Origin of the sequence: Microcystis sp. BLCC-F209, from assembly GCF_041928595.1 — a bacterium.
Lineage (GTDB): Bacteria > Cyanobacteriota > Cyanobacteriia > Cyanobacteriales > Microcystaceae > Microcystis.
In genome coordinates this window covers 1-19,085 of sequence record NZ_JBHFLL010000164.1, presented here as the reverse complement: position 1 = coordinate 19,085, position 19,085 = coordinate 1, and the positions used below count along the sequence as shown (strand labels likewise).

Genomic DNA, 19,085 nt, shown 5'->3' with positions numbered 1-19,085 from the left:
TTCTAGGTTCTGTGTGATAAGTTTAATTGACATAGGATCGATCGATCTTTGTGTCCTTTGTGTCTTTGTGGTTCGTTCCACCCCCTCGCTCTTGAGAAATGTATCTTAGAATACATTTTACCCACCAAAGCTGGGAGAGCCATATTCCTTTGAGAATGATCGTTTACCAGAAAGTTTTGTTCATATCGGTAGTCTCGCTGAATTAGCTCACCAACGACAAAAATATATTCTTAGCCATCTCGACAGTAATGGCAACGTGGAAGAACTCGCTCAAGAATGGGTGCAAACACTGCTCGCTAATCTAACAACTTAATAGTTTCTGGAAAATTCAGCCAAAAAAGAGGCCACTTTCCGCAAGATGGCCTCTAAATTTTTTTGTTAGGGGTTAGTCAGTTATCAGTTATCAGTTATCAGTTATCAGATGTTAGTTTTCAGTTCACTGTTTACTGTTTACTGGACGGCTACGCCGTGCCTTTGGCAACACTGAAAAAAGCTTACCTATTCCCCAGAAGCATGAGGACCGATTTTGAGAACTAAAACCCCTAAAGGTGGTAAACAGAGATCGATCGAGTGGGGGCGGCTATGATAGGACCATTCCTCCGACCATTTACCCCCGAGGTTGCCCATATTACTACCGCCATATTTACCCGCATCGCTGTTAAAGATTTCCTGATAAAAACCGGGATGGGGTACACCAACGCGATAATGGCTGTGGGGTTGGGGAGTAAAATTACAGACCACCACCAGAAACTCCTGCCAATTTTTGCTCCAGCGCAGGAAAGAAACGACGCTATGACTATTATCACTACAGTCGATCCACTCAAAGCCATCTTGACCAAAATCCTGGGTATATAGAGCAGGTTCACTCTTATAGGTGGCGTTCAAATCCGAGAAAAATCGTTTTAGCTGTTGATGGGGTTGATACTGCAAAAGACCCCACTCCAAATCACCCCAAACATTCCACTCACTCCACTGGCCAAATTCCATGCTCATAAACATGGTTTTCTTGCCGGGGTGGGTAAACATATAACTAAATAGGGCCCGGACATTGGCAAATTTTTGCCACTCATCCCCCGGCATTTTGCCAATCATATTACTTTTGCCGTGAACCACTTCATCGTGGGACAAAGCCAGCATATAATTCTCGCTGTGGTTATACCACATACTAAAAGTGACATTATTTTGATGGAATTGACGGAACCAGGGATCCATGCCGAAATAATCGAGCATATCGTGCATCCAGCCCATATTCCACTTCAAATTAAAGCCTAAACCGCCCATATAGGTGGGCCAGGACACCATCGGCCAAGCGGTGGATTCTTCGGCAATAGAGAGAATTCCGGGGAAATAGCTAAAAATTACATGATTGACTTGACGCAGGAATTCGGCGGCCTCTAAATTTTCCCGGCCACCGTACTCGTTAGCCACCCATTCCCCATCTTTACGACAATAATCGAGATAGAGCATAGAAGCCACCGCATCCACGCGAATACCGTCAATATGGTACTTATCGAACCAAAATAGGGCATTAGCCACCAGGAAATTTCTGACTTCATTGCGACCGTAGTTAAAAATTAAGGTTCCCCATTCCTTGTGTTCCCCCTTGCGCGGGTCACTGTGTTCATAAAGATGAGTCCCGTCAAAGAAAGCTAACCCGTGACCATCTTTGGGGAAGTGACCCGGAACCCAATCCACTAGCACACCAAGGCCATTTTGGTGACATTGATCGATAAAATACATGAAATCTTCAGGATTGCCGTAGCGACTGGTGGGGGCAAAATAACCCGTCACTTGATAACCCCAAGAACCATCAAAAGGATGCTCGGCGATCGGCAATAATTCGATATGGGTGTAACCCAATTCTTTAACGTAGGGAATCAGTTTTTCGGCTAACTCGTAGTAACTCAAAAAGCGCGCCCCAGTGTTCCATTCCGACACGGGAACCGCTTCTCCTTCCCCGGAAAGTAAACGGGGGGGTTCGGCACTGGAAGTGTGCAGCCAAGAACCGAGGTGTAATTCGTAAACGGAAACCGGTTGAGTTAAAGGATCGCTATGGCGGCGTTTTTCCATCCAATCGCTATCATCCCAAGTATAGCTATCTAAATTGGCCACGATCGAGGCGGTTTTCGGGCGTACTTCTTGGGCAAAACCGTAGGGATCAGATTTTTCGTAAATATGACCTTCCCAATTTTTGATCTCGTATTTATATTTAGTGCCAACACCGATTTCCGGGATAAACAATTCCCAGACCATATTATTACGTTTCCGCATTTGGTGATCCCGACCATCCCAGCTATTGAAATCACCAATAATCGAGACGTTGCGGGCATTAGGAGCCCAAACGGCGAAATAAACCCCTTTAATACCCTCGATTTCAGCTAAATGCGCCCCTAATTTTTCATAAATGCGGTGATGGTTGCCCTCCCCAAACAGGTGTAAATCAAAATCGCTGAGTTTGGCAGAACGGAAGGCATAGGAATCATAGATGACCCGTTCCTGTTCTCCCTCGTGAATGCGTAATTGATAATTGTTCAGTTCACCGATATCGATGACGCACTCGAAAAAATGGGGATGATAAGCGGTCGTCATGGGATATTCTTGTCTTTGGGACGGTAAAATAACCCAAGCGGCCGTGGTTTTCGGTAAATAGGCTCTGACAACCCATTTATTTACTTTTCCTTCTTCTTCTAGGGGATGGGCCCCCAAAACCTCAAAGGGATCGTGATGGAGGTTGTTGACGATTTGATGGACTTGTTCGGGGGATACCACTATAGACATTCAGTTAACACTCTTGACATCTACAATACTTATAGCAAGGAAATAGTCATTTTTTCCTTGCCTTCTGGGAATTCTCAAACTAATGATATATTCTGCCTACTTAGGGTCTGCTGAAAAAGTTTTTCGTGGGGGTAGGGTGTAGGGTGTGGGGTGTGGGGTGTGGGGAAGTGGGAAGAATAAATACAATAATCTCCTGACGACCGACTCCTGACGACCGGCTCCTGACCCTAACAACAATTTTTGATTTTTACAAGAGGTCTATGGTAAAACTGCCAATTTAATCTCGATCTGGTCATTCTCGATGTTAATCTAGCGGATAGCCTCGAATTTGACCTACACTACATCTCTACACGGTTCTTAACTGGAACGAGTTTGATCCCTAGTAGATTGACTTTCTTCTAATTCAGCTTTGATTTTTACCGAGTCTTCAATCTGCTGGGCTTCTCGCTTAAATTCACTTTCAAATTCCTTTGATGCTTCTTGAAATCCTCGAATCGTTTTGCCTAAACTGCGACCGATTTCTGGTAATTTTTTTGGTCCGAAAACTAGCAGGGCAATCAAGAGAATTAACCCCATTTCTGGCAATCCAATCCCAAAAATATTCATGTTTTTGCTCCTAATAAAAAGCTCGCGGTGGGCAATAACCCACCTGCCAAAGTCCACGGGACAATTGTGCCGCCAAAAATGCCGACAAGATTGTTGGAATCTGCTTACTGACCCCAATCTACATTAAATCCTTCTAAAATTAGGGAGGAGTTGTAGATCTGTAAAATAATCAGCAAAAAGACTAAAAACAGAGCCATAAACACTCCCATCAGCAAGGTAGTTCCCCAACCGGGAGAAACTTTACCATATTCTGAGTTGAGGGGACGAAGGATTTCACCTAAGCGTGTACGCTGTGCCATAAGTTACCAAGAAAGATCTGTAAATGATAATTTTGTATTGATCCGTAATTTGACGAACTGCCAACCGATCAACCCAGTGAGATAAAATCTACTGCTGTTGCCAGTGGAGCTTTTTTGGTCTAATTCCGAACGGAATCGTTTTTCGCCTGCCCTGCCACGCCCACAAGAATCTGCAAGCGCCTACAGTACGGGAATTATTCTAACATTGTTTGGTGATCTTCTCAGGATTTAGCAGACGGTCGATGGGAGGATTTTTCAGTTATCAGTAATCAGTAATCAGTTATCAGTCAGGGGTTGGGGTTGAGGTGATGGGGGAGAAAAAAGCTGATCAGTGATCACTCAATCAAGTCTCCTTCGGTGCTATGATCGAGGATGTAAAGTTTTATCAAGACTACCTTAAACAAGCTCTCAAGAGAGGATATCAAGAACAACAGATGGCTTACACACTTCCCGCTTTACCCTACGATTACACTGCCTTAGAGCCTTGCATCACCAAAAGTACCCTAGAATTCCACCACGACAAGCACCACGCCGCTTATGTCAATAACTATAACGGTTTGGTCAAAGATACGGAACTCGATGCTCTCTCTTTAGAAGAAGTTATCGTTAAGGTGGCCGGTGATGCCTCTAAAGCTGGGGTTTTCAACAATGCCGCCCAATCATGGAACCATAGTTTTTATTGGAACTGCATGAAACCGGGTGGTGGCGGTGCGCCTACTGGTGCTTTAGCCGCTAAAATTAACGCAGATTTCGGCAGTTTCGAGAAATTTGTCGAAGCTTTCAAAACTGCGGGTGCTACTCAATTCGGTAGCGGTTGGGCTTGGTTAGTTCTCGATAAGGGTACTCTCAAAGTTACCAAAACCGGCAACGCTGACAATCCTTTAACCGCCGGACAGGTTCCCCTCTTAACTATGGATGTGTGGGAACACGCTTATTATCTCGACTACCAAAATCGTCGTCCCGATTACATCAGCGACTTTTTAACTAAGTTGGTTAATTGGGATTTCGTGGCTGCTAATTTAGCGGCGGCCTAAAAATTTGGCTCAGTTAATTCAGTTATCAGTTATCAGTTATCAGTTATCAGTTAGGCTGCCCGCGCATTTAAATTGCTTGTTGAGATGAGGCACTCTTGCACTCTTGCAACAGTAAAGGGAGCGAAGCAGATGCAGCTAATCTCAGGATAGTCGGTGAAAATGCGTCTTAGCTTATCAGTTATCAGGGGTTGGGGAGCAGGGAGAAACCATCCATAGGTTGGGGGTTAATACTACTCTTAAAATTGGCAAATCTCTCTAATATTAATTATCCTTAAATATAGATAACCAGAAAAAACTTTTTTAACATCGATCGCGCTTGTTGCACAATGGAACAACCTGTCAGTTGGATTATTCCCCGTCATCCCCGTCCCGATTATCCCCTGTTTGTATTTTTACCCGGAATGGATGGCAGCGGCCAACTCTACCATCGTCAGATTAAAAACCTAGCCCCTTACTTCGATCTGCGTTGTTTGGCCATTTCCCCGCAATATCTCGGTGATTGGGAGGAATTAAGCACCCTCGTGATCGCTTTATTGGCCCAGGAATTAAAGCAACAATCGAGAAAAGTCTATCTCTGCGGTGAGTCTTTTGGCGGCTGTTTAGCCTTGAAAATAGCGATAAAATCACCAAAATTAATTAAAAAACTGATTTTAATTAACCCCGCTTCTTCTTTTAATCAAAGACCTCTTTTAAGCTTGGGAATCGGTATCACCCAGATGATGCCCGATTTCATCCACAGCAGCTCGGCCCTAACTATTTTACCCTTTCTGGCCGCTCTGGGTCGAATGTCTAGGGAAGATCGCCGCTCTCTCCTCAAAGCCATGCAATACGTCCCACCGAAGACGATTAGCTGGCGTTTATCCCAGTTACAACGGTTTCAGGTTAGTGCCAGCGAGTTAAAAGCTCTGCAATTGGAGGTGTTAGTGATAGCCAGTCAAGGCGATCGACTGTTACCATCGGTAGCGGAGGCTAAACGCCTAATTCAGCAGTTACCCGCCGCAAAATTGACGATTCTACCCAATAGTGGTCACGCTTGCCTGCTGGAAACCGATATTCACCTCAAAGACATTCTCCATCACCATGCTTGTCTCCCCCGAAGCCTACCCGCAAAAAGTCACTGAGGATGGTTCTTATACCTTTTTTTCGACCGAATTCGGCGAATGTTATCATTCTACCTCCGGGGCAAGGGAAGAAGCCGAGAAAAAATTTATCCTCTCTAGTCGTCTGGCAGCAAAAGCAGACCAGAGCAATAATCTAAAAATTCTTGACATTTGTTACGGCTTAGGGTATAATGCCGCCGCTGCCTTGGCAGCCATTTGGCAAGTTAGGGGGGATTGTCGGGTAGAATTATTAGCTTTAGAAAGCGATCGAGTGGTTCCCCTAGCGGCTATTAGAGAAAATCTCTTAAATAGTTGGAGTCAACCAATTCCCCAATATTTAAATGATTTTGCCCATAATCACCGGCTAGACCTGCCTAATCTCACGGCTAAACTGTTAATCGGGGATGCGCGACAGACGATAACCAGGGTGATTGACGCGGGTTTTCAAGCAGAGGCAATTTTTCTCGACCCCTTTTCCCCGGGTAAATGTCCGCAACTGTGGACGGTGGAGTTTTTGGCTTTAGTGGCCAAATGCCTGAGTCCGACGGGTTATTTAGTCACCTATTCCTGTGCTGCCTCGGTGCGAAGGGCTTTACAATTAGCAGGATTGCAGATTGGGGCCACCGATAGCGTCGGTCGGCGATCGCCGGGGACAATAGCCAGTTTTTTGTCCTTACCCCCATCTCTATCGGCACAGGAACGGGAACATCTGCAAACTAAAGCCGCTATTCCCTATCGAGACGCGACTTTAACCGACCCAGCCGAAGTTATCATACAACGTCGTCGCAGCGAACAGGCTCTCTGTGACTTAGAACCGACTAGCCACTGGAAAAAACGTTGGCAAAGATCGGTTAGTTCGATCGCAATCTCGGAATGAGAATATGTAGTTAAATGCCTGAGAATTGGGGCTTTTGTTGAAGAAAAATTAAGCATTCTGCTGATCGGCTTGTTTTTTTTGGGCCAGTTAGATAGCATGGGTTTGAGCAGGACGTTATCTGCATAAAAAAGGTTCCCCGGCCAGATAGATTTTTTTGTTAAACCAATTCAGCCTTAAGGCGATCAAGAGCGACTCTTCTTAACGATCAGTTTGCCGATCTAGTATTAACCGGAGGACAGGAAAATGAGTAATAAGAACGACCCAAAATATCAAAAAATTAAAGGTAAACTGGAAAGAATTATCCCCTTGCCAGAACCGCAGCAAAGTCTGGCTCTACATCGTATAGCCAGAGAGGAGCAAGAAAGTTTTGACAAGATCGAAAAATATTTTAATCGGCTTATATGGGAAAAGATTCATGAAAAATTAGACCGAATTAACAATGAAAGAGATAATATTGAAAAGTTAAGGCTTTTAAAAGAACTGTCAGAGTCTAATTTTTTGGGTTTTTCTTTAGATGAATATAAGAACTTACTAAAACAAACCAAGATTTTATCGGAAGAAGAAATTAGAAAGAGAATAAAAGAAATTAAGCAAAAAGCGAAAAACCCTATTCAAGAAGCCATCTACTTACAAAAGCTATCAGAAGATAGTGGCTTATCCCCGGAAGAATGCAAAAATTTATTAAATGAATACCGATTTGATTGGACTGATTTTGAGCTGATCCTCAAAATAGCTTCAATTGTTACCGCTTTAGGCATTTTTGCTGGTGTAATCACCTATTGGTGGGAAACGGATAAACGACGAGCGCAAGAGAATAATGATGCTTGGACTGTTCTCCGTTCAGCAAAAGAAGATCCTGCTAGTAACGGAAGAATTGATGCCTTGGAGTCTCTCAGTAGTGGTTGTAAAATGCCAGAAAATATATTCACTTGGCTATTAACAAAAGTTGGCCTGCAAGAGGATTGTGTCAAATTGGTGGGGGTAAATCTCAAATCAGCTAATTTACCTGGAGTCGATATGCCAAATAATGATCTATCCAAGGCACAATTACAGAATGCCAATCTTGACGGAGCAAACCTAAAGAATGCCTATCTAGACGGGGCCGATTTAACTGGAGCGAGTCTCAGAAAAGCTGACTTAACAGGAGCCGATTTAAGAGGGACAAATTTACAGGATGTTAACCTGTCCAATGCCATTTTAAATGGAGCAAATATCACCAATGCTAATCTAGAGGGAGCTAATTTATCTAATGCAGATTTGAGAAATACTAATCTCCTGAATACTTCTTTAAAAGATGCACGTGTTGAAGGGACAATATATAACTTTAATACTCAAACTTTTGATTGGTTTAAATCACAAGAAGACACCCATTTAATCTGTGATCGTGAAAAAGATATTAAAGATGAATGTAATTCTCTGCAATTAAACCAAGCAGATTTAGAGGAAGTAGATCTGAGCAACACCTATTTACAAAAAGCGAATCTAGGTCACGCTAATCTCATAAATACCAGGTTAATTAATGCTGATTTGAGGGACGCTGATTTAACTCATGCAGATATCCGAGGGGCTGATTTTACCGGTGCTGTCTTGACAGGTGTTAAGATTGATCATGCGATCTATGATGATCGTACTAAACTCGATCAAAGTATCTTTTCAAATTCGACAAAGTTTTACAAAATTAGCCTTTTTAATCGCCTAAAAAGAGACTTGCAGCCAGCACAGAAGGACTTAAAAGATGCCGATCTAACACGCGCAGATCTCCGAAAAGCTGATTTAAGAGGAGTGGATTTAACAGGTGCAAATCTGGAGGATGCTGATTTAAGAGGAGCGAATTTAGAGGGGGCCATATTAGATAAGGCTAAATTAAAGGGTGTTCTTTATGATAAAGAAACGAAACTAGATAATGGTGATCGTCAAAAATTAATAGCTGCTAAAGCTTATTATATTGAAAATAAAAATCCCAACAATCCAGGTGATTTAGTGGCAATAGATTTATCTAATCGAGATTTGGAAAAAACTGCTTTACGAGAAGTCAACCTTAGGGGTGCTAAATTGGAGAAAGTCAACCTGATTAGTGCTGATTTAGGGGGAGCTAATTTAAGTTCTGCTACACTGGTAAAAGCCGATTTATCCCGTAGTAATCTTAGTCAGTCTTTCCTGAACTTTGCCATCCTTGAAGGTGCTAACTTAAGTGGTGCTGATTTAAAAAAAGCTTACCTGATCGGAGCTAATCTTAGAAATGCTCGTTTAAAAAGCTATCTAGATGCTAAAACAAATCTAGAGGATGCAGTTTTAATTAAGGCAATTTTAGAATCAGCAGATTTAAAAAATGTATTGTTAATTAATGCTAACTTAATCAGGGCAAATCTCAGAGAAGCTAACCTAAAACAAGCGGATTTAAGACAGGCTAACCTAGAACAGGCCGACTTGAGAGCTGCCGATCTTACGGAAGCGGATTTAAGCGGTGCTAACTTAGCAAATGCTGACTTAAGAGGAGCAAATTTAATCAAGGTTAAAGTTGATAGCAGAACTAATTTTAAGGGAGCATTAATTAATGAAGAAACCAAGTTAGATTTTGATAGACCCAACAGTAACTTTAATCAAGTTGCCAAAATGTATGAAGAATTTTCAAAAGTAGTTTATTTTATTACTCGACAGCGGCAATCTTATCTAATTGTTAAAAATCTATCGAACCAAAAAATAGAAACCATAAGTTGGTTGCCGACATCGAACAGTTATCAAGGATTAATTGATTTACCAAAGAATCTTAAGGATTGTTCAGCTAATAATTTAACCAGAAAAATCGACTTAATCGGCATCGACTTGTCCGATCGAGATTTAACTAAAGTCAACTTATCCTGTGTAGATTTAACCAAGATTAGTCAGAAAGGATTGAAAAATACTATCCTAGAAAAAGCTAATTTAATTGGAGTTAATTTAAGAGGTGTTAGTTTGGAGGGAGCGAAATTAGATAAAGCCATTTACGATCAGAGAACAATTAACACGGTGGATCTAAAATATCAAAGCTTATTTAAGCGAGCTTATAAAATTGAACCTAAGTCAGATTTGTCTGAAGCTGACTTATCCGATCAGGTTTTAGATGGCTTAGATTTACAAGGTGCTGTTTTAGAAAAGGCAGAATTGCCAAGAGCGCATTTAATAGGCACACAATTACAAGATGCAATTTTAAAAGATGCCAATTTAACCAGTGCAATTTTAAAAGATGCCGATTTAACCGGTGCAGATTTAACCGGTGCAAAGCTACAAGAAGTGATCGGATTAACAGTTGAACAACTGGAAACTGTTAAAAGTCTCAAAGACGCTCAATTTAGTCCTGAATTGTGTCAAGCTGTTGGAGAGGAACTCAAAGAAACTAAGGGTAAAATTGCCGATTGTCCCCAATAACCTAGTTAGGGTTTGCTCAATAAATCTAAAAACCTTGTTGGGTAAGACTTTTAGACTTTTTTCCCATCAAAAAGTGCCAGACATTGGGGTGATCGGGGGGGGAAATTTAGGCACTTTTGCCCTGAAAATTAGGTAATTGACCCCCTGAAAATGGGTAAAACCCTCACCCTACACCCTACCTGCCCCCCCGATGTCGGGGGGGTTGGGGGGGCCACACCCTGTCCCCAGGAAAAACTTTTTCAGCAAACCCTAACTAAAGACTTCAACGGGATTAATTTGACAGCACAAGCTTTTAATTCTGGTTGTAGGGAAATCGGACAAGCAGCCGGATGGGTGAGACTATTAGCCTCAGCATTTTCTGCCCATAAAGCCCCCCAGTGCATCGGCACAAAGACACAATTAGGAGCAATTGCTTTGGTAATTAAAGCGGGAAAACGGGCAGAACCGCGACGGGAACGCACCTCCACCCATTCCCCAGCTTCTATGCCCAATTTTGCCGCATCTTGGGGATGAATTTCCAGAAAAGGTGCGGGGTGCATTTTGACAATTTTCTCGATGCGGCCGGTGCGGGTTTGGGTGTGCCAGTGACCGTACAAACGCCCCACGGTCAAAACTAGGGGATAATCATCGTCCGGGGGTTCCGCTAAACCTTTACTGTGGTAAGCGGCGAAAACAGCACGACCATCGGCAGTGTTAAATTTACCATCGGTATAAAGGCGTTTTGCGGCTGTTTTTTCGCTTTTATCGTCATCTTTAACTAAATTCCCTAGTAATTCCCCAGAATTAGCGGTTTTAGGGGCGGAAATTTCATCGATGGAATCGGGCCACGGTCGGGGAGTCTCGGCCAGGCGCTCATAATTAATCGCCGTCATATCACAAGGACGTTTATATGTCAACCGGATAAACTCGGAATGTACCTCGGCCGAATCCTTAAAATTAAATTGTGCCTGAAAACCCAAACGGCGACCAACTTCGGCAAAAATTTGCCAATCGGCCTGAGCTTGACCGACGGGAGGGCGAAAAGCCTTATTTAACGTCACCATACGCTCAGAATTGGTCATTGTTCCCGTTTTTTCGCCCCATTGGGCTGCTGGCAGTAATAAATGGGCATAGGCGCTGGTTTCCGTCGGATAGTAGGCATCCTGATGGACAGTAAAAGGTGATTTTAACAGGGCTGCCTGGGTGCGTTTTAGATCAGGCATACTAACAGCCGGATTAGTGGCAGCAATCCAAAGTAATTTCACCTCTCCCGTCTCCAAACCGGTAATCATACTCCAAGCATCGCGACCGGGGACCGGAGAAATCCGACCGGCGGGTAAACCCCAAGCTTGTTCCACTTCGGCCCGGTGTTGGGGATTTTTGACGGAACGATAACCGGGGAGAAGATGGCAGAGGCCGCCGGCTTCCCTTCCTCCCATGGCGTTGGGTTGTCCGGTTAGGGAAAAAGGACCGGCCCCCGGTTTACCGATATTAGCCGTCATTAGGTGTAAATTGATTAAAGTGCGGGCTTTGGCCGTGCCTTCCCTAGATTGATTGATACCCATCGACCAGAGGGAAAGCACTCTTTTCGATTCGGCCCAGTAGCGGGCAGCCTGTTCTAAATCCTCGATGGGGATACCGCATTTAGGGGCGACTATTTCCGGGGGATAATGGCGGATAATTTCGGTGTATTTGTGGAAATCCCTGGTGCATTGATCGATAAAATGGCGATCAATCGCCCCCCAATTCAGTAACAGGTAAGCAATACCGTTAAATAGGTCAATATCGGTCCCCGGGTTAATGGCGAGGTGGAGAGTAGCGGCCTCGGCGGTTTTGGTGCTGCGGGGATCGACGACGATTAATTTCGCTTCTTTGTTACCTTTGAGATACTTGTGCAGACGGTTAAAGATGATGGGGTGACATTCGGCCGTATTTGTCCCCACCAGAAAGGCACAATCGGTTAATTCTAGGTCATCGTAACAGCAGGGGGGACCGTCAGACCCGAAACTATTAAGGTAAGCGGCCACGGCCGAAGACATACAGAGACGGGAATTAGCATCAAAGTTATTGACTCCCAGACAGCCCTTGACCAGTTTTTGGGCGATGTAGTAATCTTCGGTGTGAAATTGTCCCGAACCGTATAAACAGATACTTTCCTTTTCCCCCTGAGCGATTAGAGTTTGGATGCGGTTAACGATGCGATCGAGGGCCTCTTCCCAAGTACAAGGACGAAATTGCTCTTGGAGAGAATCGCGGATCATCGGGGTTTTGAGGCGATTTTTATCGATTGATTCCGCTACTGTGGCCCCTTTAACACAGACCATACCTTGACTGGAGGGGTGGGACTTGTCCCCGAAGACTTTCCATGCTTGTCCGGCCGACGCGGGGGGGGTGACTGTCAAACCACAACCTACTCCACAGTAAGGACATTGGGTTTTTGTAGATTCAGTCATAAGCGGTTGGTCTGATTAGTGGCGCTGTCTTTAGGCATACTAAGATAGTCGGCAGATTTTCTCGGCCAAATTGTAGTTATTAATACAATTTATTAGAAGCCTTAGCTAAATTGCCATTCTTGTGATGCAAATCGCGCATTAAAACTGGCTAGATCAAAAGCATACACTTGTTCTCGTGTTGAAAAAGAATCGGGATAGGATAATAGTAGTCTCTAGGGTGCGGAAAAAGTTTTCAGCCAGTCATGACCTACGAACCTCTACATCATAAGTATCGTCCCCAAACCTTTGCCGATTTGGTGGGACAATCAGCGATCGCCACGACCTTGAGTAATGCCTTAATCAGTGAGCGAATCGCTCCTGCATACCTATTTACTGGACCCAGAGGCACGGGGAAAACCTCCTCGGCGCGAATTTTAGCCAAATCCCTCAACTGTCTGTCTAGTGACCATCCGACACCGATTCCCTGCGGTAAGTGTTCCGTCTGTCAAGCGATCGCCAATGGTTCGGCCCTAGACGTGATCGAAATTGATGCCGCGAGTAATACCGGTGTGGATAACATTCGGGAAATTATCGAGCGATCGCAATTTGCCCCCGTCCAATGTCGTTATAAAGTCTATGTCATCGATGAATGCCTGACTGGGGATAGCCTTGTTTTCACCGAAACGGGATTAATCCCCATTAATCATCCTGAGATTCTCGGAAAACGAGTTCTCAGTTACAACGAGAGCAGCGGAGAGTGGGAATATAAAAAAGTCCTGCGATGGCTAAACCGAGGCGTAAAAGCAACTTTAACCATTCAAACCAGAAATCGGACGATTAATTGCACTGGTAATCATTTGATTAGAACAGAAAAAGCATGGATACAAGCAAAAAATCTCAAAATCGGCGCTCAGATCCTATCACCTGTGAATGTGGCTGCGGTGCAATACACGCCTAGTATCATAAAATCCCCTCAATGGCTTACAAATTTCGAGGAAGTGATAGGGATTCAAGAAGGTGACACAGAAAGCGTCTATGACCTAGAAGTGGAGGACAATCATAATTTTGTTGCCAATGGGTTATTAGTTCATAACTGCCATATGCTCAGTACGGCGGCCTTTAATGCTTTGCTGAAAACTCTGGAAGAACCGCCAGATCGAGTGATTTTTGTGCTTGCTACCACGGATCCTCAGCGTGTCTTGCCTACCATCATCTCCCGTTGTCAACGCTTTGATTATCGCCGTATTCCCCTCGATGCGATGGTGGCACACCTGCAAAAAATCGCCCAAATAGAAGCGATCGATATTAACCTAGAAGCATTAACCCTAGTGGCTCAGATCGCTAACGGTGGTTTACGCGATGCGGAAAGTCTCCTCGATCAATTAAGTTTACTCGCAGGAACGATTACGGCCGAGCGAGTCTGGGATTTAGTCGGTGCAGTCCCCGAAAGAGACCTCTTAACCCTACTTAAAGTCATTCATAGCAATATTCCCGATCAAGTTATCGAACAATGTCGCCATCTGATGAATCGCGGGAAAGAACCTTTAATCGTCTTGCAAAATCTAGCGGGATTCTATTTAAACCTACTTTTAGCCAAAACTGCCCCTAATCGTCCAGAAATGGTGGCTGTGACCGCTCCCACTTGGCAGGAACTGTGTACGGAAGCGCGTACTTGGTCTTTAGAGGAAATTCTCCGCGGTCAACAACTGCTTAAAGACAGCGAAACGCAACTAAAAAACACCACTCAACCCCGTCTCTGGTTAGAAGTCACTCTCTTGGGACTGTTACCGCAAGCACAGGTGATTCCTCTAGTTGCCACGGCAGCGCCTTCCCGTCCCCAAACCAGCGTCGAGAGGCCCCCAGAAGTGATCACAGCGCCGGCGCCGGTTAATGAACCGATAAAACCGCCAGTTATCCCCCCGACAACTAGGGTCGAAGTGCCGAAAACTGAGGTTAAAACTGTTGCCAGTGATGACAATCATGAACAAATTTGGCAGCAGGTTTTAGAAGTAATGGAACCCCCCACTACTCGCACTCTCCTACGTCAGCACGGCAGTCTTTTTAATATGGAAGAATCGAGCGCTTATTTAAGTATATCTTCGGAACAATTATTAAAAATGGCCCGGCTGCGCTTGACTAATATTGAGTCAGCTTTCGAGGCAGTTTTTCAGCGCCGGATTAAAGTTCATTTACAGGTAGGTTCCGCCACTGCTGCCACGGCTGCGGAGGTTTCCCAATCCCCAGCAGCCAAGATGCAACCACCACTGGAAACCGCACCAAACCCACCAATAACTCCCGAAAATAAAGTTATGACCGTGGTGGATATTCCCCCGGTCAAAGAAGCAAAGATCACTGCATCGGGAACCCCAAAAACTCCTAGCACAGAACTGCCTCAAAAAATATTAAATTTTGATTCATCTTTGGAGACATTAGATCAAGATGTCGATGTTAGCGAAATTTTGGCGGCCGCTCAAAAGTTAGCGAAATCTTTTGATGGTGAAGTGGTCAATATGGGTTATTCACTGCCGGAAAATTCGGCCGCAGAAACTAAAGTTAATAAGTCTGTGGAAAATATGACTATCGTGCGCGGGAGACCTGATGTTAACGAAATTTTAGACAGTTTGGAGGAGGACGAAGACCTTCCTTTTTAAAGCTATCCCAACGGCTTGTGCTAAACTAATAGGATATGCCACGTCTCAGGATTGGCTATTCTTGCTCAAATTCTAGCTACTAGACCTATGACACCCGAAACTAAGGCCAGAATCGATCAATTAGTCCAGAATAACAAAGTTCTTGTGTTCATGAAGGGCAATAAATTAATGCCTCAGTGTGGTTTCTCGAATAACGTCATACAAATTCTCAATATTCTGGGGGTTTCCTACGAAACTGTCGATATTCTGCAAGATCAGGAGTTAAGACAAGGAGTTAAGGAGTATTCCAATTGGCCAACTATTCCCCAAGTCTATATCAACGGTGAGTTTATTGGTGGTTCCGACATTATGATCGAACTCTATCAAAATGGGGAACTACAACAAATAGTCGAGGTAGCCTTAGCTTCCTAAAAATTTTCTAGGTTAGGTTAGCTATCCTAACCTAGTTTAAACCTACCAAACAGTAATCAGTGATCAGTAATCAGTAATCAGTGAAAAGACGGCAATTTTCTACTTAGGGTTTGCGGCAAAAAGTACGGGCGAAGCATTCGGGCAATAACCTATCGGTGAAACCGTAGATTTTCTATCCGAATGCTTCGCCCCTACAGGATGCGGAGTGATAACTGATAACTGATAACTGATAACAAATCCGTTTTTAATAGTGTGATTAACTCTCAAGTTATGAATTGTTTCTCCCTTCTCCCCACACCCTACACCCTACACCCCACTCTCCTATACCTTTTAAACAGGATTTAGTATCACTCCCCTTTAAAACTGTCCCTTGAATTCCTCTCTATCTTGTGCTATCAGGAAACTTTGTTGGGGAATACCGATGTGAATTCCCTTCTCCTCAAAAGCAATTTTTAGACGACGACGATACTCTCTTTCTATGTCCCATTGTCGTAATCTTTTGACGACAATTCTGAGCATAATTTCCATCCCCGTGTGAGAAACCCGACTAACACCAGCAACCTGCACAGGATTGATGATGTCTTCTTGCCATTGTGGATCTACAGCCATATTTTCAGCGATGGCTGCCATTAAAGCGATCGCCAGATCTGGCTCGGTCTGATAGGCGACTTCGATGGTAAAATCGACCCGCGCCCAATCTTTACTGAGGTTGTGTGAGCTAATAATTTGGTTATGGGCAATAGTGATTAAACGTCCATCAGCAGCCCGCAATTGAGTCGCTCGCAAACTCATATTTTCCACCAAACCAGTAAACTCCTGAAACTGGACCATATCACCGACAGTGTATTGGTCTTCAAAGACAATCAGAAAACCGTTAATCCAATCTTTCAAAAGATCCTGAAAGGCAAAGGTGAGCAATGCTCCCACTAAACCGGCTCCCGTGAGTAAAAAAGCGAAAGAAAGACCCATCCAAGCTAAAAAACCAAAAATTCCCAGAAAAATAGCGATAAATGTGATAATTTCTCGCCAAACCTCCAATAAAGTGGGAGCGCGCAGAATCCTCCTTTCCAAATTTTCCGAAAAAACCGCTCCTTCCTCTACCCACTCGCGTAGCCGAAAATTAACGTAGAGATTAACCATATTGCTCACTGATGTCAGCAGCAACCAGATAATAAAAATCCGCAAAGGAATACGAATTATTCCGCGTCCTTCTAGCCTAGTTTCAGGAAATACATACAAAATCGCCGCTATTCCGCCAAACCAAAGCAGTATCAGTCCAATAAGAGCCAGTCTTTTCCAGAGAATATTTAGCGTTAGTTGTCGCTGAATATCGGCCTGTTGACGGAAATTAGAGGAATCTTCTAGAGAGGCTAAAATCGGTTCTTGGGAGCGATCTTTTCTGGGGGGGGAATTTATGGGTAAATTTTGATCGGATTGCCTTTTAGCTTGTTTTTTGAGGAGATTAAAGCGATTTCTTAGGTGTTTCTGCCACCAAATTGATACCCAGCTTAAGAAAGTTAGCCCCAAAATAATTATAGTGGCAGTCATTACCTGTTGCCGACGAGGGGCGGGCTGACGTTCTTGCCAAGCTTGGAGCAAAGCTGTTTGGATGATTTTAACCCATCTGTCCGCTAAATCGCCAACAGAAGAAGAATCGATCAGGGCATCAACTTCTGTCACTGTCAGAATTACCTGTTGCGGTAAATTCTGGTTATCCTTGGCCACAATCACGGTTAAATTATTCAGAGTCGCCGTACTTACTTGCAGGGTTGTCGGATCGAAACCCCGATTGATAATATTATTTAAACCTCTTTCAATGCGCCTAGCCCGTCTTTCTACCGGGGAGAGTTCCCGGGACTCAGAAGCGGTAAAATCTTGGGAGGCAATCTGAAATAAGGCAAATCCATCTAAATGCACGGAAGCATATTCTATATCCCCGGCTACAAAAATCCTTGTTCCCGTGGGAGATACAAATGGAACCAGAAAATTTTGGCCTAGGGATGGCGGGGAATTAAGAACAAATATACTAATTAACAGGCAACTCGCCAATCCTTGAATGACCAGATTGAAAATTTTTCCCCGTTGCCGTCGTCCCATTGCCCAAGTTTCCTTTTTGATTAACAATGATCTTGAGTCGCTTTCTCAGCTTATGACAGTTATCTTAAGGGTGAGATCAAAAGTTTTCGTTTTGGGGAGTCGGTCGTCTCTCTCCCTTCTCCCCTCTCCCCACTGATAACTGATAACTGCAATCCCCAAACCCCAACATTAGTTAACTTCTCATGTCCAATATACCCCCACAGTGGCGCGAGGAAATCACCTCTTTACCTCCTTGGTTACGGCGTTCGCTCGGCAAATCTAGCGAAATCTCCACAGTTCAGCGCATTATCAAACAAAGGAACATTCATACTATCTGCGAGGAGGGTCGCTGTCCCAATCGCGGCGAATGTTATGCCCAAGGTACGGCGACTTTTTTGTTGATGGGGCCCACCTGTACCCGATCCTGTGGTTTTTGTCAAGTGGATAAGGGTCATGCACCCATGCCTCTCGATGTGGAGGAACCGCAAAAAGTAGCGGAAGCGGTGCAATTGTTAAATTTAAGTTACGTTGTCTTGACTTCTGTAGCTAGAGATGACCTCGAAGACGGCGGAGCCAGTTGGTTTGTGCGGACGATGACGGCCATTCGCGAACTCAATCCCCACACTTTAATTGAAGTGTTAACCCCAGATTTTGCCGGAGGCAAGGGAAGTCAACAGGAACGGGTGGCGACGGTGGTGGGGGCAAAACCCGCCTGTTACAATCACAATATCGAGACGGTGCGCCGTTTGCAAAAGCCGGTTAGACGCGGGGCTAAATACGATCGCTCTTTGGCGGTTTTGCGTTATGTTAAGGAAATCGATCAATCAATTGCGACGAAATCTGGCTTAATGGTCGGTCACGGTGAGACAAAAGAGGAAATTATCGAGACTTTGGCAGATTTACGGGCGATCGACTGCGATCGAGTTACTATTGGTCAATATATGCGTCCTTCTCTGGAACATTTGCTCGTACAGAAATATTGGACTCCCGCAGAATTTAGCGAGTTGGGAGAAATTGCCCAAAAAATGGGTTTTTCCCAAGTTAGATCTGGACCTCTAGTCCGCAGTTCCTATCATGCCGGAGAGTAAATCAGTTATCAGTTATCAGTTATCAGTTATCAGATGTAAGTTTTAAGTTAATTTTTGTAAATCTACCAAGTTGGGATTTTTACGGAGAAACTCTCGGCTAAAATTGGGCGTTACTTTCGATTTTATCACTCAATCCAAGCCTTTGGGGGGTTCTACCCCCCAAACCCCCCGTTGGGGGCGTGGCGCCGCCCCCAAACCCCCCGCGCATTAGTTTTTCGGTGGGATGCTTACACGCAGCTGCTGATACGTCTGTAATAATTTAAGAGTCACTGATAATTGCTGATTGTCGGTATTTTTGCAAATGTTAGATGCACCCTTCCTAATTCCCACTTCCTAATTCCCACTTCCC

Annotated in this window: 12 protein-coding genes and 2 pseudogenes; 9 read left to right on the top strand and 5 right to left on the bottom strand. The window is 44.1% G+C overall.

The genetic code is table 11. The features are described from left to right. The first annotated feature begins 13 nt into the window (after nucleotides 1-13). Nucleotides 14-206 (top strand): annotated as a pseudogene (locus ACE1AQ_RS10120) (hypothetical protein). Nucleotides 207-498: 292 nt separating this feature from the next. Here the strand turns inward: ACE1AQ_RS10120 and glgB are convergent. The 3 genes from glgB to psbH all read right to left on the bottom strand — a co-directional run bounded on the left by glgB (nucleotide 499) and on the right by psbH (nucleotide 3,683). After that, on the bottom strand, nucleotides 499-2,778 hold the full coding sequence (gene glgB / locus ACE1AQ_RS10115) for a 1,4-alpha-glucan branching enzyme (protein WP_110545074.1): 2,280 nt from the start codon (nucleotides 2,776-2,778) through the stop codon (nucleotides 499-501). A 357-nt stretch (nucleotides 2,779-3,135) separates the two neighbouring features. Continuing rightward, nucleotides 3,136-3,384 carry a TatA/E family twin arginine-targeting protein translocase gene (locus ACE1AQ_RS10110; protein WP_002735474.1) on the bottom strand — a complete coding sequence of 83 codons (249 nt, stop codon included), beginning with the start codon at nucleotides 3,382-3,384 and terminating at the stop codon, nucleotides 3,136-3,138. Nucleotides 3,385-3,488: 104 nt separating this feature from the next. Beyond that, on the bottom strand, nucleotides 3,489-3,683 hold the full coding sequence (psbH, locus tag ACE1AQ_RS10105) for a photosystem II reaction center phosphoprotein PsbH (RefSeq protein ID WP_002736544.1): 195 nt from the start codon (nucleotides 3,681-3,683) through the stop codon (nucleotides 3,489-3,491). A 434-nt stretch (nucleotides 3,684-4,117) separates the two neighbouring features. Here psbH and ACE1AQ_RS10100 point away from each other — a divergent pair, with 434 nt between their 5' ends. From ACE1AQ_RS10100 to ACE1AQ_RS10080, 5 genes and pseudogenes are all read left to right on the top strand, one after another. Then, nucleotides 4,118-4,717, top strand: coding sequence for a superoxide dismutase (locus ACE1AQ_RS10100; RefSeq protein ID WP_039899642.1), 600 nt, complete (start codon nucleotides 4,118-4,120; stop codon nucleotides 4,715-4,717). Between the two features lie 326 nt (nucleotides 4,718-5,043). Beyond that, entirely contained in the window at nucleotides 5,044-5,838 is a 795-nt protein-coding gene (locus ACE1AQ_RS10095; RefSeq protein ID WP_008198868.1) for an alpha/beta fold hydrolase, read from the top strand. Then, nucleotides 5,798-6,694 (top strand): tRNA (5-methylaminomethyl-2-thiouridine)(34)-methyltransferase MnmD, encoded by an 897-nt coding sequence (locus tag ACE1AQ_RS10090; protein WP_008198870.1) that lies wholly within the window; start codon nucleotides 5,798-5,800, stop codon nucleotides 6,692-6,694. Before ACE1AQ_RS10095 ends, ACE1AQ_RS10090 begins: the two co-directional genes overlap by 41 nt. 243 nt (nucleotides 6,695-6,937) lie before the next feature. Beyond that, nucleotides 6,938-9,859 (top strand): annotated as a pseudogene (locus ACE1AQ_RS10085) (pentapeptide repeat-containing protein); the annotation flags it as partial. Beyond that, nucleotides 9,778-9,984, top strand: a complete 207-nt coding sequence (locus tag ACE1AQ_RS10080; protein WP_369751899.1) for a pentapeptide repeat-containing protein — start codon at nucleotides 9,778-9,780, stop codon at nucleotides 9,982-9,984. The pseudogene ACE1AQ_RS10085 and the gene ACE1AQ_RS10080, both read left to right, overlap by 82 nt. A 354-nt stretch (nucleotides 9,985-10,338) precedes the next feature. On the opposite strand, the gene ACE1AQ_RS10075 is transcribed toward ACE1AQ_RS10080, so the two are convergent. Further along, nucleotides 10,339-12,531, bottom strand: a complete 2,193-nt coding sequence (locus ACE1AQ_RS10075) for a molybdopterin oxidoreductase family protein (RefSeq protein WP_110545072.1) — start codon at nucleotides 12,529-12,531, stop codon at nucleotides 10,339-10,341. A gap of 242 nt (nucleotides 12,532-12,773) precedes the next feature. Here ACE1AQ_RS10075 and dnaX point away from each other — a divergent pair, with 242 nt between their 5' ends. Together dnaX and grxD are read left to right on the top strand one after the other, a co-directional pair. Continuing rightward, the gene (gene dnaX, locus ACE1AQ_RS10070) at nucleotides 12,774-15,161 is read left to right on the top strand and encodes a DNA polymerase III subunit gamma/tau (RefSeq protein ID WP_008198879.1); all 2,388 of its coding nucleotides are present in this window, start codon (nucleotides 12,774-12,776) and stop codon (nucleotides 15,159-15,161) included. Between the two features lie 87 nt (nucleotides 15,162-15,248). Beyond that, on the top strand, nucleotides 15,249-15,572 hold the full coding sequence (grxD, locus tag ACE1AQ_RS10065) for a Grx4 family monothiol glutaredoxin (RefSeq protein ID WP_002780647.1): 324 nt from the start codon (nucleotides 15,249-15,251) through the stop codon (nucleotides 15,570-15,572). 357 nt (nucleotides 15,573-15,929) lie between these two features. Here the strand turns inward: grxD and ACE1AQ_RS10060 are convergent, their stop codons facing one another. After that, nucleotides 15,930-17,669 carry a mechanosensitive ion channel family protein gene (locus ACE1AQ_RS10060; RefSeq protein ID WP_110545076.1) on the bottom strand — a complete coding sequence of 580 codons (1,740 nt, stop codon included), beginning with the start codon at nucleotides 17,667-17,669 and terminating at the stop codon, nucleotides 15,930-15,932. A gap of 182 nt (nucleotides 17,670-17,851) precedes the next feature. Here ACE1AQ_RS10060 and lipA point away from each other — a divergent pair, with 182 nt between their 5' ends. After that, nucleotides 17,852-18,736 (top strand): lipoyl synthase, encoded by an 885-nt coding sequence (lipA, locus tag ACE1AQ_RS10055; RefSeq protein ID WP_008198884.1) that lies wholly within the window; start codon nucleotides 17,852-17,854, stop codon nucleotides 18,734-18,736. Nucleotides 18,737-19,085: the final 349 nt, after the last annotated feature.

Excerpts from the sequence above, each read along its gene's own strand:
- glgB (WP_110545074.1), bottom strand. The coding sequence starts at position 2,778 with ATGTCTATAGTGGTATCCCCCGAACAAGTCCATCAAATCGTCAACAAC.
- ACE1AQ_RS10110 (WP_002735474.1), bottom strand. The coding sequence starts at position 3,384 with ATGAATATTTTTGGGATTGGATTGCCAGAAATGGGGTTAATTCTCTTG.
- psbH (WP_002736544.1), bottom strand. The coding sequence starts at position 3,683 with ATGGCACAGCGTACACGCTTAGGTGAAATCCTTCGTCCCCTCAACTCA.
- ACE1AQ_RS10100 (WP_039899642.1), top strand. The coding sequence starts at position 4,118 with ATGGCTTACACACTTCCCGCTTTACCCTACGATTACACTGCCTTAGAG.
- ACE1AQ_RS10095 (WP_008198868.1), top strand. The coding sequence starts at position 5,044 with ATGGAACAACCTGTCAGTTGGATTATTCCCCGTCATCCCCGTCCCGAT.
- ACE1AQ_RS10090 (WP_008198870.1), top strand. The coding sequence starts at position 5,798 with ATGCTTGTCTCCCCCGAAGCCTACCCGCAAAAAGTCACTGAGGATGGT.
- ACE1AQ_RS10075 (WP_110545072.1), bottom strand. The coding sequence starts at position 12,531 with ATGACTGAATCTACAAAAACCCAATGTCCTTACTGTGGAGTAGGTTGT.
- dnaX (WP_008198879.1), top strand. The coding sequence starts at position 12,774 with ATGACCTACGAACCTCTACATCATAAGTATCGTCCCCAAACCTTTGCC.
- grxD (WP_002780647.1), top strand. The coding sequence starts at position 15,249 with ATGACACCCGAAACTAAGGCCAGAATCGATCAATTAGTCCAGAATAAC.
- ACE1AQ_RS10060 (WP_110545076.1), bottom strand. The coding sequence starts at position 17,669 with ATGGGACGACGGCAACGGGGAAAAATTTTCAATCTGGTCATTCAAGGA.
- lipA (WP_008198884.1), top strand. The coding sequence starts at position 17,852 with ATGTCCAATATACCCCCACAGTGGCGCGAGGAAATCACCTCTTTACCT.